Source organism: Paludisphaera borealis, from assembly GCF_001956985.1.
GTDB classification, from domain to species: Bacteria; Planctomycetota; Planctomycetia; order Isosphaerales; family Isosphaeraceae; genus Paludisphaera; species Paludisphaera borealis.
Map to the genome: position 1 here is coordinate 147,558 of NZ_CP019082.1, position 16,873 is coordinate 164,430.

General features: G+C 67.5%; 17 protein-coding genes. 11 read left to right on the top strand and 6 right to left on the bottom strand.

Features of this window, described 5'->3' with window-relative positions; genetic code table 11:
* Positions 1-105 precede the first annotated feature (105 nt).
* The gene (locus tag BSF38_RS00635) at positions 106-405 is read right to left on the bottom strand and encodes a hypothetical protein (protein WP_076350503.1); all 300 of its coding nucleotides are present in this window, start codon (positions 403-405) and stop codon (positions 106-108) included.
* A gap of 402 nt (positions 406-807) precedes the next feature.
* On the opposite strand from BSF38_RS00635, the gene BSF38_RS00640 reads away from it, so the two are divergent.
* From BSF38_RS00640 to BSF38_RS00650, 3 genes are read left to right on the top strand one after another with little or no spacing between them, the layout of a single operon-like run.
* On the top strand, positions 808-1,680 hold the full coding sequence (locus BSF38_RS00640; protein ID WP_076342997.1) for a molybdopterin-dependent oxidoreductase: 873 nt from the start codon (positions 808-810) through the stop codon (positions 1,678-1,680).
* Between the two features lie 5 nt (positions 1,681-1,685).
* On the top strand, positions 1,686-2,030 hold the full coding sequence (locus BSF38_RS00645; protein WP_237170886.1) for a molybdopterin-binding protein: 345 nt from the start codon (positions 1,686-1,688) through the stop codon (positions 2,028-2,030).
* A 9-nt stretch (positions 2,031-2,039) separates the two neighbouring features.
* The gene (locus tag BSF38_RS00650) at positions 2,040-2,723 is read left to right on the top strand and encodes a c-type cytochrome (protein ID WP_076342999.1); all 684 of its coding nucleotides are present in this window, start codon (positions 2,040-2,042) and stop codon (positions 2,721-2,723) included.
* 9 nt (positions 2,724-2,732) lie between these two features.
* Here the strand turns inward: BSF38_RS00650 and BSF38_RS00655 are convergent, their stop codons facing one another.
* The 3 genes from BSF38_RS00655 to BSF38_RS00665 form a co-directional block, all read right to left on the bottom strand.
* Positions 2,733-3,719, bottom strand: a complete 987-nt coding sequence (locus BSF38_RS00655; RefSeq protein WP_076343000.1) for an ROK family protein — start codon at positions 3,717-3,719, stop codon at positions 2,733-2,735.
* Positions 3,720-3,818: 99 nt separating this feature from the next.
* The gene (gene ftsH / locus BSF38_RS00660; protein ID WP_083712588.1) at positions 3,819-5,687 is read right to left on the bottom strand and encodes an ATP-dependent zinc metalloprotease FtsH; all 1,869 of its coding nucleotides are present in this window, start codon (positions 5,685-5,687) and stop codon (positions 3,819-3,821) included.
* 36 nt (positions 5,688-5,723) lie between these two features.
* Entirely contained in the window at positions 5,724-7,634 is a 1,911-nt protein-coding gene (locus tag BSF38_RS00665; RefSeq protein WP_076343001.1) for an ATP-binding protein, read from the bottom strand.
* A gap of 311 nt (positions 7,635-7,945) precedes the next feature.
* On the opposite strand from BSF38_RS00665, the gene lgt reads away from it, so the two are divergent.
* Positions 7,946-8,794: a prolipoprotein diacylglyceryl transferase gene (lgt, locus tag BSF38_RS00670; RefSeq protein ID WP_076343002.1), complete on the top strand. Its 849-nt coding sequence runs from the start codon at positions 7,946-7,948 to the stop codon at positions 8,792-8,794.
* Positions 8,795-8,801: 7 nt separating this feature from the next.
* On the opposite strand, the gene arfB is transcribed toward lgt, so the two are convergent.
* Positions 8,802-9,227, bottom strand: coding sequence for an alternative ribosome rescue aminoacyl-tRNA hydrolase ArfB (gene arfB / locus BSF38_RS00675; protein WP_076343003.1), 426 nt, complete (start codon positions 9,225-9,227; stop codon positions 8,802-8,804).
* Between the two features lie 318 nt (positions 9,228-9,545).
* On the opposite strand from arfB, the gene BSF38_RS00680 reads away from it, so the two are divergent.
* The 7 genes from BSF38_RS00680 to BSF38_RS00710 all read left to right on the top strand — a co-directional run bounded on the left by BSF38_RS00680 (position 9,546) and on the right by BSF38_RS00710 (position 16,381).
* Positions 9,546-10,535 (top strand): PstS family phosphate ABC transporter substrate-binding protein, encoded by a 990-nt coding sequence (locus tag BSF38_RS00680; protein ID WP_076350505.1) that lies wholly within the window; start codon positions 9,546-9,548, stop codon positions 10,533-10,535.
* On the top strand, positions 10,532-11,503 hold the full coding sequence (gene pstC / locus BSF38_RS00685) for a phosphate ABC transporter permease subunit PstC (protein ID WP_076343004.1): 972 nt from the start codon (positions 10,532-10,534) through the stop codon (positions 11,501-11,503). Before BSF38_RS00680 ends, pstC begins: the two co-directional genes overlap by 4 nt.
* Positions 11,500-12,447 carry a phosphate ABC transporter permease PstA gene (gene pstA / locus BSF38_RS00690; RefSeq protein ID WP_076343005.1) on the top strand — a complete coding sequence of 316 codons (948 nt, stop codon included), beginning with the start codon at positions 11,500-11,502 and terminating at the stop codon, positions 12,445-12,447. The genes pstC and pstA overlap by 4 nt, the downstream gene beginning before the upstream one ends.
* Positions 12,448-12,486: 39 nt before the next feature.
* Positions 12,487-13,344, top strand: coding sequence for a phosphate ABC transporter ATP-binding protein PstB (gene pstB / locus BSF38_RS00695; protein WP_083712589.1), 858 nt, complete (start codon positions 12,487-12,489; stop codon positions 13,342-13,344).
* Positions 13,345-13,550: 206 nt separating this feature from the next.
* Positions 13,551-14,279 carry a glycosyltransferase family 25 protein gene (locus BSF38_RS00700; protein WP_076343006.1) on the top strand — a complete coding sequence of 243 codons (729 nt, stop codon included), beginning with the start codon at positions 13,551-13,553 and terminating at the stop codon, positions 14,277-14,279.
* A 74-nt stretch (positions 14,280-14,353) separates the two neighbouring features.
* Positions 14,354-15,553, top strand: coding sequence for a M20 metallopeptidase family protein (locus tag BSF38_RS00705; protein WP_076343007.1), 1,200 nt, complete (start codon positions 14,354-14,356; stop codon positions 15,551-15,553).
* A gap of 120 nt (positions 15,554-15,673) precedes the next feature.
* Positions 15,674-16,381, top strand: coding sequence for a winged helix-turn-helix domain-containing protein (locus BSF38_RS00710; RefSeq protein ID WP_076343008.1), 708 nt, complete (start codon positions 15,674-15,676; stop codon positions 16,379-16,381).
* On the opposite strand, the gene BSF38_RS00715 is transcribed toward BSF38_RS00710, so the two are convergent.
* Positions 16,320-16,592 (bottom strand): carbon storage regulator, encoded by a 273-nt coding sequence (locus BSF38_RS00715; protein WP_076343009.1) that lies wholly within the window; start codon positions 16,590-16,592, stop codon positions 16,320-16,322. The genes BSF38_RS00710 and BSF38_RS00715 overlap by 62 nt on opposite strands.
* Between the last annotated feature and the right edge of the window lie 281 nt (positions 16,593-16,873).

The following is a 16,873-nucleotide window of genomic DNA, read 5'->3' on the forward strand; positions in this document are numbered from 1 at the left end:
CCGGACGGCGGCGCGAGCGAAACGAGCGGCTGATTCCATAAGTAAAGAGAGGCCCGTGCGGCGTCGATCCACCGCCCACCGCACGGGCGATTCGACTGATCTATGCTATGCGATCGCCTGGGCCATCACCATGCCGTCGGCGATGGCGTGGCAGTCGGGGCAGAGGAAGGTGACGTTGAGTGGTTCTTGGTAGTCCCAGTGGTGACGTTGCAAGCGCTGGCGACGGCGACACCACGAACAGACCTTGGGACGATCGATCAAGCCCAGCGACTCGCCGAGGGCGGCCGCGTAACGCGCCGAACGGGTCCGGATGCGCCGGGGGCGAAAGGAGTCGAAACAGATTTCCAGATGACGGCCGAGACGGGAGAACAGGGCTTGCTGACGCTTGCGACGGATTTTTTTCATCGTTCGCAACCCGTGTAATGGATTCGGTGGCCACCTCAAATCGAACGCCGTTAGGACGGGACGACGGGCCGAGCAAACCAATTCTCGCCGGGTTGGACGAGGCGACGCGAAACGACCCGGGAGACGGCTCGTTCTCGACGTTTCCATTATAGAGCAAAAGGAATACCGAGGTCACCGGTTTCGACTCGAATCACGATAGTTTCCTTCGTGAGAATCTTCATACTTCGGGCGGCGGCCGCAAAATGGAAACGACTCGCCGCGGGTGACGGCGCGCGGTATGGTGGATTTTGGTCGTTCGGCACGCCGCGACCGTCCCGACGCTGGGCAGTCTCTGGGCGTTCCTGCATACTTTCGACGCATCATCCGCCGCCGCGGTTCGGACTTTTCGCGAGGCCCCTGGCCATGCCTTCGGATTTCACGGATTCTTCCGATCACAGCGATTGCACCAGCGAGCCTCCGTCGTCGGGTCGATCCTTCGATCGTCGCGCCTTCCTGAAGTCGGGTTGCGCGGGCGTGGTCGCCGGCCGGCTCGCGACAGCTGGGTGCGTCCTGGCCGACGAAGCGCCCCAGGCCGCCGACCATCGGCTGATCGTCCGGACCGAGCGGCCCCTGAACCTGGAGTCCCCCTCCGCCTCCCTCGACTCGTGGCTGACGCCGTCCGAGGAGTTCTTCGTCCGCAGCCACCACGGAGCGCCGGCCGTCGGGCTCAGCCCGTGGGAGATCGCCGTCGAGGGCCTCGTCGAGCGGCCGCTGGCTCTGAGCCTCGACGCCCTGCTCGATCTGGATTCGACGACCCGGCAGGCCGTGCTCCAGTGCGCGGGCAACGGTCGGGCGCTGTTCCGCCCCCGGATGCCGGGGACGCCCTGGGAGCGCGGGGCCGTCGGGCACGCCGAATGGTCGGGCGTCAGCCTCGCCTCGTTGCTCCGGAAGGCCGGGCTCAAGCCGGGCGCGGCCCACGTCCACCTGATCGGCGGCGACGTGCCGCCGAACCCCAAGTCCCCGGCGTTCGTCCGCAGCGTGCCGATCGAAGCGGCGATCGACGCCGGCGCCCTGATCGCCGTCCGCATGAACGGCGAGCCCCTGCCCGTCCTGCACGGCGGCCCGGCGCGGATGGTGGTCCCCGGCTGGGCGGCCAACAACTGGACCAAGTGGATCCGCAAGATCATCGTGTCGGCCGAGGAGTCGCAGGCCTTCTTCATGAAGACCGGCTACCGGCTCGCCCGCCACCCGGTCCCCCGGGCGTCAATCCCGACCCCAAGGACCTCGCCCCCGTGACGTGGATGAATGTGAAATCGCTGATCTCCCGGCCGGGCCTCGGCGAGACGGTCGCGAACCGCCCGCAAGAGGTGCGCGGGGTCGCCTGGACGGGCAAGGGCCATGTGACGAAAGTCGAGTTCTCCACCGACCGCGACCCGACCTGGCAGGTCGCCGAGCTGATCGGCGAGCCCGTGCAGGGGAGCTGGCGGCGGTTCAAGATCGCCTGGACGCCCCCCGCGGCGGGCTCGTACGTCCTCCGCGTCCGGGCGACCGACTCGGAAGGGGACGTCCAGCCCGAGAAGTCGCCGTGGAACAAGAGCGGCTACCTGTGGAACGGTTACGACCAAGTCGCCTGCGTGGTTTCGTGAGATCCTAATATGAAATTATCCGCTGTACTCGCCGTCGTACCGGTCGTCGGGCTGTTGCTCCCCCCGGTCGCCTCGCACTGCCGTTCAGCCGTCCAGGACCAGAAAGCCGCCCAGGACGCGACGCCCAAGACTGCGGACAAGGACGACGAAGAGGACGATGAAGCCGCTTATCGCGAGGTCCTGGCCAAGCGGGCGATCCAGGAAAACTGCCTTATATGTCATGAAGCAGGCATGTACACGAACCAGCGGTTGACCCCGGCGCAGTGGAAGGCGGAGATCGACAAGATGGTCTCGTGGGGGGCGCCCCTGCCGCCGCAGGACCAGCAGGGGGTGATCGATCACCTGGCGAAAACCTACCGGGACGTCGACCCGGCCGTCCCGCCGGGACGCGTCACGCTGGCGACGATCAACTCGCTGGAAATCCCGAGGCCCGGGACCGCCCCCGGGCCCGACGCCGGCGATCCAGCCGCCGGCGCGGAGCTGTACAAGACCAACTGCGCCAACTGCCACGGCCCGACGGCCCTGGGGGGCGACCTCGGGCCGAGCCTGGCCGGCCGGGCGGTCCTGAACAGCCGCAAGGCCTACGACGAGGCCGTCCACAAGGGGGTCCGCAAGATGCCGGCGTTCGACAAGGTGCTGAACGCCTCGCAGCAGCACGACGTCTTCGCCTGGCTGCTTCAGGTCAAACCCTGACCGACCGCGTCAGCTCTGGAGCAGGCTTTCGCGGGCCATCAGGGCGGCGCCGAGGACGGCGGCGTCGTCGCCGAGGGAGGCGCGGACGATCTGGATCTTGCCCTCCGGGTCGGTGAGGATCTGCCGCCGGGCCGAGACGCGGACGAGGTCGAGCCACGAGTCGCCGAGAGCCTGGGCGACCCCCCCGCCGATGATCACGATCTCGGGCCCCAGGACGTTGACGAGCCCCCCCAGCCCCAGGCCGAGGAAGTGGGCGGCGCGGCGGACTTCGCGGACCGCCACGGAGTCGTTGTCGGCGACGGCCTCGGCCAGGTCGCCGCTCTTGAGCCGGCCCCCCTTGCGGGCCATCTTGGCGCCGAGGACCGTCGGCGTCTTCTTCTTGACCGCCTTGGCGACCCGCCCGGCGATCGCCGTCTTGCTCGAAAGCGCCTCCATGCAGCCGCGTTGGCCGCAGCCGCACTTCGGGCCCCCCGCCTTGATGATGATGTGGCCGATCTCACCGGCGTTCTCGGTCGACCCCGTGACGATCCGGCCGTCGACGATGATGCAGCCGCCGATGCCCGTGCCGACGAACGCCGAGATCACGTTGCGGTAGCCCCGCCCCGCCCCCAGGACGAACTCGCCGTAGCCCCCCACGCGGACGTCGTTCCGCACGACGACCGGCGCGTCGAGGACGGCCGCCAGCTCGGGGCCGATCGGGTAGTTCTTGACGTTCAGGTTGGCGCTGAAGAGGATCACGCCGGTATGGACGTCGAGCGGGCCGGGCGAGCCGATCCCCCCCGCGGCGATCGCGTCGCGCGACACGCCGGCCTGAACCAGGGCCTCGTCGACGCACTCGGTCATCGCCTGGAGGATCGCCGGTCCGCCATCTTTCGCCGGCGTCGTGCGCTTGCCGCGCCCGAGGATGCGATTGTCGGCGCTGACCACGCCCGCCAGTATCTTCGTCCCGCCGAGGTCGACACCGACCACCAGGGGACCGCCGTCCAGCCCTGCCATATTCGAACGCTCCCAACCGGTATTGACCACGGCGCGACATCGCCGACGCCCGGACGATTCTACAAGACCAGGCGACGCTTCGGAATGGAACAAAGTTCGTCAATTCGAGGCCGGGGCGTCGGCGGCGGTCTCGGCGGCAAGGATCTCGGCGAGTTCGACCGCGCCGATCGTCTCCCGATCGATCAGCCGCCGGGCGATCCGTTCGAGCGTCGCCTGACGTTCGACGAGGATCCGCCGGGCCTTGGCGAGGGCCTCGTCGAGAATCCGCCGGACTTCGAGATCGATCTCGCGGGCGGTCTGTTCGCTGCAAGCCAGCTCGGGGCCGCCGGCGGCCGAGGGGTCGGACGGGTCGCGGCCGTAGCTCTGCCTCCCCATGACGGGGCTCATGCCGAACTCCAGAACCATGCGGCGGACGATCCGGGTGGCGCGGGTGAGGTCGCTGGTACAGCCGTCGGACGATTCGCCCAGCGCGATCTCCTCGGCGAGCGTCCCCCCCAGCAGGCTGCACACCGCGTGTTCAAGCGAGGTCCGGGTGTGCAGGAAGCGGTCGTCCTCGGGCCGGTAGAGCGTGTAGCCGAGGGCGCCGGCGCCGCGGCCGACGATCGAGACCTTGTGGACCGGGTCGGTCCCGGGAAGGCTGCGGGCGACCAGCGCGTGGCCGGCCTCGTGGAAGGCGATCCGCTCCTTCTCGTCCGGCCGGAGGAGCCGCTGGCGCTTTTCGGGGCCGGCGATCAGGCGTTCGATGCCTTCCTCGAATTCCGGCTGCCCGACCTGGTCCTTGCCCCGCCGCGCCGCCAGGAGCGCCGCTTCGTTGACGAGGTTCGCCAGGTCGGCGCCGACGAAGCCGGGGGTCATAGCGGCGATCTGCCGGAGGTTAAGGCCGTCGGCCAGGGGAACGACCCGGGCGTGGACCTTGAGGATCTGCTCGCGGCCGACGAGGTCGGGACGGTCGACGACCACCTGGCGGTCGAACCGGCCGGGCCGGACCAAGGCGGGGTCGAGCGTCTCGGGGCGGTTGGTGGCGGCCAGCAGGATCACGCCACGGTTGGCGTCGAAGCCGTCCATCTCGACGAGGAGCTGGTTGAGCGTCTGGTCGCGCTCGTCGTGTCCGCCCGATCCCCCCGCGCTTCGGGCCTTGCCGATGGCGTCCAGCTCGTCGATGAAGATCAGGCAAGGGGCCTTGGCCTGGGCGCGGGCGAACAGGCTGCGGACCCGCGCCGCGCCGACGCCGACGAACAGCTCGACGAAATCGGACCCAGAGAGCGAGAAGAACGGCACGCCGGCCTCGCCCGCCACGGCGCGGGCCAGGAGCGTCTTGCCGGTGCCGGGCGCCCCGATCAAGAGCACCCCCTTGGGAATCCGGCCGCCGAGCGACTGGAACTTATCGGGGGTCCGCAGGAAGTCGACGACCTCGCGCAGTTCGTCGACGACCTCCTCGTGGCCGGCCACGCTGTCGAACGTGACCCGAGCCTCGTCGTCGCCGTACACGCGGGGCCGGCTCTTGCTGAAAGCCAGGGCCGACCCGAACCCACCCGAACGGACGAGAATGATCGAGAGGAACGCGATCGTCAGCAGGAACATGATCGCGGGGGCCGCCATCGTCTGGATCGACGACGGCCCGGCCTCGGCGTCGTAGTCGCCGCCGGGGACGTGGGCTTCGAGGAGCCGGATCAGGTCCTCGTCGTGCTCCATGCCGACGCGCGACACCTGGTAGCGGACCGCCCGACCGCCCGAATCCCGCTCGGCGAGGCGGCCAGCGATCGACGTCGGGCCGACGCGGGCCGAGCCGACGCTCCCCTCGGCGAGCCGCTTGCGGAATTGGCCGTAGGAGAGGTTCTGGACCTGGGGTTGCAGCAAGACGAACGTCCCGACGGCCAGGGCGACGACCAGCGCGGCCCCGGCGACGGCGGCGACGAGGTTCCGGCGGCCTCGCCGGTCGTGGATCGAAAAGCGATTCGTGGTGCTCATGTCAGCTCGACGAAGGAGAGACGGACCAACAGGCTTTCAAACGACCGGCGCGTTCCTCCCCCGGTCTCGGTTCCGCAACGCGTCGGGCGGAACGCCGCTGGACGGCGATTTCGACAGCGGGAGGTGAGGGAACGACGGCGGCGGCTCGATCCGGCGCGCCTTGGAAAGGTCGATCCGCTCGTCGGAGAGGTTGACCTCGAACCGTCGGTTGCCGGGAAGCTGGAGCGGGATGCGGACCGTGAACGTGCTCCCCTGCCCAAGCTGGCTGCGAAGGTGGATCTCGCCGCCCAGAAGCTTGGCCAGTTCGCGGACGATCGACAGCCCCAGGCCGGTCCCCTGGTGCTCGCGGATCAGCACGTCGTTCTCCTGGCCGGGCGCCTTCGCCTGGCGGAACTTCTCGAAGATGGTGTCGCGGTCTTCCTCGGCGATGCCGATGCCCGTGTCCTCGACCTCAAGCACGACGAACCGCCCCTCGGTCCGGGCCCGCAGCGTCACGCGGCCCCCCTCGGGCGTGAACTTGATCGCGTTGGAGAGCAGGTTGTAGAGGATCTGACGGATCTTGCCGGGGTCCTGGCGGAGCAGCGGAATCACCTCGTCGAGCCGGCATTCGAGCGTGATGTCCTTGTTGTCTGCCATCGGCCGGGTCAGGTTCGTGAGCGCCTCGCAGACGTCGCGGATCGAGAAGTCCTCGCTCCGGACCTCCATCTTGCCGCTCTCGATCTTGGCCAGGTCGAGGATGTCGTTGATCATCCCCAGGAGCATCTTGCCCGACGTCTGGATGTTGTTGGCGTATCGCTTCTGGCGGTCGTTGAGGCTCTCGTTGCCCCCCAGGACCTCGGAGAAGCCGATGATCGAGTTCAAGGGGGTCCGCAGCTCGTGGCTCATGGTCGCCAGGAAGTCGCTCTTGAGCCGGTTCATCTCGTAGAGCGCCATGTTCGCCTGCGCTAGCTCGTCGACCTTGTAGTCGAGGTCGTTGTTGACGTCGCGGAGCTCTTGCTGCATGGCCACCAGGTTGTGGAGCATCCGGTTGAACGCGTGCGACAGGTCTTCGAACTCGTCGCCGGTCTGGATCTGGCTGCGGATGTTGAGCCGACCCGCCGCGATGGCGTCGGAGACGTCGCGGAGGTGCTTGACCGGCTTGACGATGATGTAGCGGACGATCATGTACGAGGAGACCATCGCCAGGATGGCGGTGACGATGGCGGCGGCGATCAGCATCGCCCGGTTGTTGTTGATCGCCTTCTTGGTGGCTTTGAGCGGATAGTGCACGACGACCGCGCCGGCGAGGTCGCCGGCCTTGACCGGGACCCAGTGCTGGCCGTCGCCGGTCGGCCGCATCATGTGGTTGTCGATGTGGTTGCGGCCAGTCTCGGAGCCTTCGAGCACGCTGTCTTCCCGGCTGTGGCAGTCCATCAGGCAGCTCGACTTGAACGTGACCGCCTGGATGTACTGGTACTCCTCGTCCCCCGCCGTGACATGATCGGCCCACATCGGCGTGCCGTCGGCGAACGTGTAAGGCTTGTCGCGCGGCTTCCCCGTCTTCCCGAGGGCGTCCTCGTCGGTCGCGGACTTGAGGAATCGGGCGAGCGTGTTCCGCTCGAAATCGTCCGAGGGCTGGCGGCTGGTTTTCTTGGGGCTGTAAGGGCTGAGGACGGAGGCCTTGGCGTTGGGCGCCTCGTCAAGCATGGTCAGATCGCCCCAGAGGACGTCGATGACCGCTCCCCAGTTCTCGTTGCCGAGCGCCTTGACGTGGATGTCCTTGAGCGTCGGGTTGACGAACATCCGCGCCGTCTGGGTGGTCTGGTTCTTGACCAGCTCCTCGGTCTTGAGCCCGTAGAGCGTGAAACTGACCGTGACCAGCAGGAAGATGCCGAGTCCGAAGATGAAGCGGCACTTGCGTTCCAGGCTGGTCTCGCCGAGCAGGTGCTTGAAGCTGCGATAGGACACCGGTCAAATCCCTCAACCAGGCTCCAACGATCAACCCGGACCCGACTTCCCGGACCCACGCACCCAACCAACCAAACCGAAGGTCGCAACCGAATTTCCGCCGCGCACCGGCATCACGAAAGGAGTATTCACCCTAATCGAAACGACCCACCCTGGCCAGACGGAGATGGCCGAAGCCGAAATCCGACGATTTCAGCGCTCGATCCCACGCCCGGGTTTGACCTTGCCGCTTTCGAACCGTGGTGGCATCCTCCCCTCGCTCGCCCCAGCCGGGACGAGCCAGCCCGCCGGGAAAGGATGAGGATGCGGCCATGCACCCGATCGTGCTCGAACTCCCCGTTCTGGGTTTCAAAGTCCACGGATACGGGCTGATGATGCTTCTGGGCTGCGCGTCGGCCCTGGGGATCGCCGTCTGGCGCGCCCGCCGCGAGGGCCTGAACACCGACGCCGTCTACGAGCTGGCGACCTGGCTGTTCCTCGGCGGGGTCGTCGGCGCGCGCGCCCTGTTCGTCGCCAGCCGTCCCGACCTGATCCAATCGCCCCTCGACCTGTTCCGAAGCTGGGAGGGGGGAAACGTCTTCTACGGCTGCATCATCGGCGGCCTGACGGGGACGCTCATCTACTGGCGACGGCACCCGTTCCCGTTCCTGCGCATGGCCGACGCCGTCGCCCCGGCGCTGGCGGTGGGGGTGTTTTTCGGGCGGCTCGGCTGCCACCTCAACGGCTGCTGCCACGGCGCGATCACGCAAGTCCCCTGGGGGATACAGTTTCCGGCCGGCTCGCACGCCTGGACCGCACACGTCGATGAAGGGCTGCTGGACCCCGGCGCGCCGTGGTCGCTGCCGGTGCATCCGACCCAGCTTTACGCCTCGCTGGCCGGCCTGGCGCTGCTGGTCGGCCTGCTGGCGTACATCCCGTTCCGTCGCCGCACGGGCGAGATGATGGCCTTGCTGATGATCGCCTACCCCATCACGCGGTGGCCGGTGGAAATCCTCCGCGGCGACGACCCGGGGATCATCGCGGGGATCACGATCTCGCAGCTCATCAGCCTGGGGCTGCTGGCGTCCGGCCTGATCGTCTGGAGCCGGCTCGGCCGCGAGTCCGCTCCCTCGACGACGCTCGTTCCCGCCCGGCCAGACCCGTTGAAGCTGCCGGGCTGAGAGTCGGTCAGCCGTCGGGCGGCCCGTTGTCGCGACGTCGGGCCTTGGTTTCGCTGTGCTTGCGCTTAGTATCAAGCCGTCGCTTCTGGGAGCCGAGGGTGGGCTTGGAGGGTCGGCGGAGCTTCGGCCGGATGCTGGCGGCGACGATCATCTCGACGAGGCGGTCGACGGCCTCGCGGCGGTTGGCCTCCTGGGTCCGCTTGGCGCGGGCGTGGATCGTCAGGAAACCGTCGGCGCCGAGCTTTCGGCCCGCCATGCCGATCAGCCGGCGGCGGACGTCCTCGGGCAACGACGGCGAGCCCTTCAAGTCGAACCGCAGCCGGACGGCCGTCGACACCTTGTTGACGTTCTGCCCGCCCGGGCCGCCGGCCCGGATGAACTCGAAATCGAGCTCGGCGTCGTCAAGCGTCACGCGATCATTGACCACGATCATGGCGAAAAATCCAAACTCCCGAGGCGTCGACGGATGGGTGGCGCGGGTTCGGCTCGCCCGCCCCCGTGGGGCAAGGCTCGTCCGTAGAGTTTACACCAATTGACGCCCGGAAATCGCCGGCCGTCGTCAGGGCTTCGAATCGATTCCCCAACCGCGCGGGGGCGTGGAAACAGCGAAGCCTCGCGAGACCTTCACGCAATCTTCATGATGAAAGCTTATCATTGGGGGGCGATAGGGAGTACGATTCGAGTTCCCGCGAGCGAGCGAAGGTCGTCGCCTCTCGTCTGGAATCATTATATGGAACGAGGACTTCCGTTCATGCGGTTTTATCGAATGACGCTCTCGGCCGTCGGGCTGGGCCTGGCGTGCGCGGTCGGCGGCGGATGCGGCGGCGGCGGTGAAGGCGTCGACGGCCTGACGCCGTCGGCCTCGATCATCATCGACGGGTCGAGCACGGTGTTCCGGATCAGCAAGGCCGCGCAAGAGGGCTTCAGCGCGGTCGAGCCCGAAGTCACGGTGGTCGTCGACAACCACGGCACGGGGGGCGGCTTCGGCCGTTACCTTCAGGGCGAGGTCGACATCGTCGACGCCTCGCGCGACGCCAAGCCGGATGAAGAAGCGAAGTCCAAGAGCCAGGGCATCGAGTGGACCCGGTTCCTCGTCGGCTACGACGGGATCACGCTGGCGATCAACCCCAAGAACACGTTCGTGAAGTCGCTGACGGTCGAGCAGCTCAAGAAGCTGTGGGCCGCCGGGTCGACGATCAAGACGTGGAAAGACCTCGACCCGTCGTGGCCGGACCAGAAGATCGTCCTCTACTCGCCCGACAACGACTCGGGGACGTTCGAGTTCTTCGTCGAGGCGATCCTCGGCAAGGGGACGCACCAGCGCGACGGCGTGCAGCAAAGCTCGGACGACAACATTCTGGTCAACGGCGTCGCCAGCGACCCCGACGGGCTCGGCTACTTCGGCTACGCCTACTACGCGTCCAACAAGGATCGGCTCGGCTGCCTGGCGGTCCAGGCCGGCCCCGACGCCAAGCCGGTCGCGCCGAACCCGGAGAGCATCGCCGACAAGTCGTACACGCCGCTGTCGCGTCCGCTCTACATCTTCGTGAAGAATTCGGCCTCGCGGCGGCCGGAAGTGGCCAAGTTCCTCAAATACTACCTTGACAACGTCGAGACGCTCGCCCAGAAGGGGGGCTACGATCCGCCGACCCCCGAGGACGTCGCGGCCGACCGCCAGGCCCTCGCCAAGTTGGCCCCCCAGGGCGACGGCGGCGAACCGACGCCGGCGAAGACTCCATGACACCCGACTCGGCGGAGGCTCGCTTGTCCGTCTCTCCTTCCCAGGACGACCTCTGGCCCGGCCATTCTCGGTTCTCGGGCTTCCTCGAGGTCTTCGTCGGCCTGGTGCTGGGCCTTTGCGCCCTGGTGTCGGTGCTCACGACGATCGGTATCGTCGTGGTGCTCAGCGTCCAGACGGTGGAGTTCTTCGTGCACGCCAAGATCGGCGTGGCCGACTTCCTGCTCGGGACCGAGCTGAAGCCCGACGCCTCGCCCCCCCGGTTCGGCATCCTGCCGCTGGTCTGGGGGACGTTCGTGATCGCCTTCGGGTCGTCGTGCATCGCCCTGCCGCTGGGCCTGATGAGCGCGATCTACCTGAGCGAGTACGCGCCGCGCGCGGTCCGGGCGGTGCTCAAGCCGTCGCTCGAACTGCTGGCGGGCGTGCCGACGATCGTCTACGGCTACCTCGCCTTGCTGCTGGTGACGCCGGTGCTCAAGGCGGTGTTCGAGCCGCTCGGCTTCCGGGTCGAGCAGTTCAACGCGCTGAGCGCCTGCATCGTGGTGGGGGTCATGATCGTGCCCCTGGTGTCGTCGCTGAGCGAGGACATGCTCTCGGCGGTCCCGCAAGGGCTGCGCGAGGCGGCGTACGGGCTGGGGGCGACCAAGTTCGAGGTGTCGACGCGGGTGGTGCTGCCGGCGGGGCTCTCGGGGGTGGTCGCCTCGTTCATGCTGGCGATCAGCCGGGCGGTCGGCGAGACGATGGCGGTGGTGCTCGCCGCGGGCATGCTCCCCCAGATCACGGTCAACCCGCTGACCTCGATCGAGACCATGACCACGTACATCGTCCAGGTGATCGGCGGCGAGGCGTCGTACGGGTCGTCCAAGTACCTGTCGCTGTTCGCGGTGGGCCTGGCCCTCTTCGCCATCACGCTGACCCTCAACATCATTTCGAGCCTGGTGCTCAGGCGCTATCGCGAGGTCTACCAATGAGCCAAGGCGACGGCGATCGGTTTCGCCCCAATCGCCAGGTCCGCCGCTGGCTGGGGCCGATCTTCGGGACGGCCTGCTTCCTGGCCACGTTGACCGGGGTGGTCGTGTTGATCGTCCTTCTGGGGGCGATCCTGTTCGCCGCGCTCGCCGGCCCGCCGCACCATCCGTGGTACGCCGTCGGGGCCAACATGCGGGAGCTGTTCGCTCTGCTCAGTCGGCTGATCTCCCAGCGGCAGTCGAGCGATCCGGCGATCGCGGGCTACCGGGTCGGCCTGGTGGGGAGCCTCTGGCTGCTGGGGTTGGTGGCCCTGATCGGGATACCGGCCGGGATCGGCGCCGGCGTGTTCCTCGAAGAATACGCGCCGCCGGGGCGGCTCAAGCGGATCGTCCAGACCAACATCGCCAACCTGGCGGGCGTGCCGTCGATCGTGTACGGCATACTCGGCCTGGCGCTGTTCGTCCGGGCCTTCGGCGTCCGGGGGCTGGCGATGGGGCCGTCGCTGGTGGCCGGCGCGTTCACCCTCGGGCTGCTGATCCTGCCGATCATCGTGATCACGACCCAGGAGGCGCTCCGGACCGTGCCGAACTCGCTCCGCCAGGCGGCGTTGGCCCTCGGCGCGACGAAGTGGCAGGTCGTCAGCGGGCACGTGCTCCCCATGGCCCTGCCGGGGATCATGACCGGGACGATCCTCGGCCTGTCGCGGGCCGTGGGCGAGACCGCCCCGCTTTTGATGGTCGGCGCGGCGGGCTCGATCCTCCGGCTGCCCCGGGGGCCGCTCGACCGCTATACAGCGCTGCCGGTCGAGATTTACAATTACGCCAAGGAGCCCAATCGTCAGTTTCAGACGATCGCGGCCGGCGGCATCTTGATTCTGTTGGTTTTGCTGCTATCCATGAATGCGGCGGCGATCCTGATCCGCAACCGGTTTCGACGCTACCGCTGAACCGGCCGCCGCTTCCTCTAATCCCCCAGCGACTCGCTTATGAGCCTTTCCGAGCCCCGTCTGGAACAACGCCCGGCCGACCTCTCCAAGGCCGCCCCCGCCTCCGCGCCCGGCCTCGACCCCGTGGTCCTCTCGACGCGCGACCTTCAGGTCTGGTACGGCTCCTCGCTGGCCCTCAAGCAGATCTCGATCGACATCCCCCGCAACAAGATCACGGCCTTGATCGGGCCGTCCGGCTGTGGCAAGAGCACGCTCCTGCGGTGCTTCAACCGGATGAACGACCTGATCAACGGTGCCCGAATGGCAGGCGACATCCGGTTCGACGGCGACCTGATCTCGGGTCCGGGGATCGACGCGGTGTCGCTCCGCCGCCGGATCGGCATGGTCTTCCAGAAGCCCAACCCGTTCCCCAAGAGCATTTACAACAACATCGCCTGGGGAGCGCGGATCAACGGCTACCGCGGCGACATGGACGAGCTGGTCGAGCGCTCGCTCCGCCGCGCCGCCCTCTGGGAAGAGGTCAAGAACAAGATCCATCGCTCGGGCATGGAACTCTCGGGAGGCCAGCAGCAACGGCTCTGCATCGCCCGGACGCTGGCCGTCGAGCCCGAGGTCATCCTGATGGACGAGCCCTGCTCCGCCCTCGACCCGATCTCAACGGCGCGCGTCGAGGACCTGATGGACGACCTCAAGACCGACTACACGATCGTCATCGTCACCCACAACATGCAGCAGGCCCGCCGCGTCAGCGACCTGACCGCCTGCCTGATGCTCGACGAGACGGCCGTCGACGGCCACCGCACCGGCATCCTCGCCGAATTCAGCCCGACCGACCTGCTGTTCACCAACCCCAAGGACAAGCGGACCGAGGCCTACATCACCGGCCGCATCGGCTGACCCGCGCTCGCGATCGGCCCGCGGGAATCGGCGTCCTCGGCCGAATCCGTCTCGAAACCGGAACCTAGACTCTGTTAGTCTCTTGATTGAGTCGTTCGACCCGAACGCGACGAATCTCGATCGGAGTTCGGGCCCCGAGCCTCGCCGGGCCGAGCCGGCGCGCGTCGACCGGACTTTCGGCTCGTTTTCCGCACCCAGGGGCGCACATGGTGATTTCCGACTATTTCGCAAAAACTTACATCATCAATCTTCCCGCGCGATCGGACCGCCGGCGCGAGACGAACGCCATGTTGAAGCGGGTCGGCCTGGCGACGGGAAGCGGGGGGATCGAGTACTTCCCCGCCACCCGGCCGGATTCGGCCGGCGATTTCGCGAGCATCGGCACGCGAGGCTGCTTCCTGAGCCATCTCGGAGCCCTTAAAAAGGCCCGCGACGAGGGGGCCGCCAACGTCTTGCTCATGGAAGACGATCTTGAGATCGATCCGAAGTTCTCCAACCTGACCGACGCGTTCGTCTCGACCCTGCGAAAGGAACCCTGGGGGTTCGTCTACTTCGGTCATCGGCTCACGGACGTGCCGCCGTCGCCCGGTGGCGAGCTTCTCATTCCCTATCGAGGACCGATCGTCACGGCCCATTTCGTGGGGATCAACGGAACGGTGCTGCCGCGCCTGATCGACTTCCTCGACACGGTGCTCGGGCGGCCCGGCGGGCACCCCGACGGCGGCCCCATGCACGTGGACGGCGCGTACAGCACCTTCCGCCAGCAGAATCCGGACGTCCTCACGTTGGTCGCGCAGCCCAGCCTGGGTTGGCAGCGCAGCTCCAAGAGCGACATCACCACGGCATGGTTCGACTCCGTCCCTGGGCTCAACGTCCTGTCGGGACTCGCGAGGATCATGAAAGGCAAGGGCCGCAAATTGGACGCAACGAAGTAATAAAATAAGTCGAGCACAACCATCCCACGACCGCGAGCCCGACGAGGCGTCTCCATGAAGGGGGGCCCTGACTGATGACCGACTGGCGCAACGCCGTCGACTCCTGGATCGACTCGCACGCCGACGAACTGCGATCCCTTCGACGCCATCTCCATTCCCACCCCGAACCGAGTCGCGAAGAGTTCCAGACGATCCGGTTCCTCGCCTCCCGCCTCGAAGCCGAGGGAGTCCCCTACGAGTTGACCCCCTCGCGGCGCGGAATCCTCGCCGGCGCGCTGGAGGCCGACGGCCGCCCCCTGGCCGCCTTCCGGGCCGACGTCGACGCCCTCCGGATCACCGACGCCAAGGACGTCGAATATCGATCGCGTCAGGACGGCGTCATGCACGCCTGCGGCCACGACGCTCACGCCACGATGGCCCTCGGCGCGACGCTGGCGCTCTGGCGGTGCCGCGAAATCCTCCCGAGTCCGCTGGCGTGGCGCGCCCTGTTCCAGCCCGCCGAGGAGGTCGGCGAGGGCGCTTTCGAGATGGTCGCCGCCGGCGCGATGGAAGGCGTCGGGGCGATCCTGGCGCTGCACGTCGATCCGGAGCGGCCGACCGGCCGGGTCGGCTATCGGGTCGGGCCGCTGACCGCCTTCTGCCACGAGCTACAGGTCACGATCCGGGGCGCCGGCGGGCACGCGGCGCGGCCGCACCAGGCGTGCGATCCGATCATCGCGGCCTCGCAGTTCGTCTCGTCCGTCTACCAGCTCGTGCCAAGGTCGGTCGACGCGCGCGATCCGACCGTCGTGACGTTCGGCAGCATCCAGGGGGGGACGAGCGGCAACGTCGTCCCCGAGGAAGTCGTGCTCAGGGGAACGATCCGCACCCTCTCGCGCGCCTCGTCCCAGCGCGTCGCCGAGCGCATCCAGCAGATCGCCGAAGGGGTCGCGACCGCCACCGAGACGAGCTTCGCGGTGAGCCTCGGCAACAGCACCGACGGCGTCGTCAACGACCCCGGCGTGACCGGAACCTGCCTCCGCGCCGCCGGGGAGGTCCTCGGTCCGGCGAACCTGGAGGAGATCCCCCTGCCGAGCATGGGAGGCGAGGATTTCGCGGGATACCTGACGCAGGCCCCCGGCTGCCTCTTGAGACTGGGCGTCGCCGAAGAGGGGAAAACCCGGCATCACCTGCACTCGCCGCACTTCGACATTGACGAGCGGGCGCTGACGCTGGGGGCGAAGATCCTGGCTCACGGCGCGATCTTGACGGCCGAAGCGCTTGCCGACGCCTGATCATGAACCGGGGCGTCTTCACGATTTCTTCGCGCAATGTTCACGTTCGGAACATCGGTGCATCTACAATGGAAGCAACATTCGAGCGATCGCCCCGCCAGCCGACACGGATCAAGACTCATGCCCAAGCCGAAGATTCTGATCATCGAGGATGAACGGTCTCTCGTCGAGGTTTTGACCTACAACCTGGAGCGCGAGGGCTACGAGGTTTTCGTGGCCAACGACGGCCAGGAAGGGCTGAGGCAGGCTCAGTTGAAGCTGCCCGACCTGATCGTCCTCGACCTGATGCTGCCGCTGAAGCCGGGCCTGGAGGTCTGCCGCGACCTTCGCGGGGGCGCCCGGACGAAGGACATCCCCATCATCATGGTCACGGCAAGAGCCGAGGAATCCGACGAGCTGGTCGGGTTCGCGACGGGCGCCGACGACTACGTCGCCAAGCCCTACAGCATGAAGGTCCTGATCCAGCGGATCAAGAAGGAGCTGCGACGGAGCCAGTCGCAGGACGAGGCCCCGACCGCCGCCCAGATCGTCAGCCAGGGAGTGGTCATCGACCGCCACAGCCACCGGGCCTTGTATCGCGGTCAGGAACTGCCGCTGACCCCCACCGAGTTCCGCCTGCTCGAAGTCTTGCTCCGCCAGACCGGCCGCGCCTTCACTCGGTACGAGCTGATGGACGCGGCCATCGGCGAGGACGCCATCGTTCTCGAACGGACGATCGACGTCCACATCAAGAGTCTCAGGAAGAAGCTCGGCGAGGCCGGCGAGCTCATCGAAACCGTTCGCGGCGTCGGATATCGGTTTCACGAGCCGCGACTGGTGGAAGCCTGACGTCGGATCGGCCCGCCTCCTCCGCGATCCGAGCCGTCGGCCGCGGACGTTCCAGCCGTCGCTCGGGCACCAGCTCGGCGCGGACGACGGCGATATCGAGCGGCGCCTCGATCCCCAGCCGAACCTGCCCTCCTTCGAGGCGGACGACCGTTACACAGATGTTGTCTCCGATGTACAGCTTTTCCATAAGCTTTCGCGTCAACACGAGCATGGCGTGATCATCCTCCTGGCGCCCCTGGGCCTATCGCCTACCTGGATAGTCGTGGCCTTGAGAGAGCCGTTCTCTGAAGCCGTTCAGGGGTGTCTGCTCAAAACCTAGCTCATGTCTCGCGGGGTTTGAGACTCGCTCATCGAGAATGATCGGGAAATCTCGCCTTCGGCCGGGCCGGCGCTCGGTTTCAAGGCCTTTCTTCGCGTCGCTCGCGGCGTTCCAGGCCGAAAGGGACTGGACGATCGGGCCGCGGGCTCGACAATGAATAGGCGCGGGTCGGC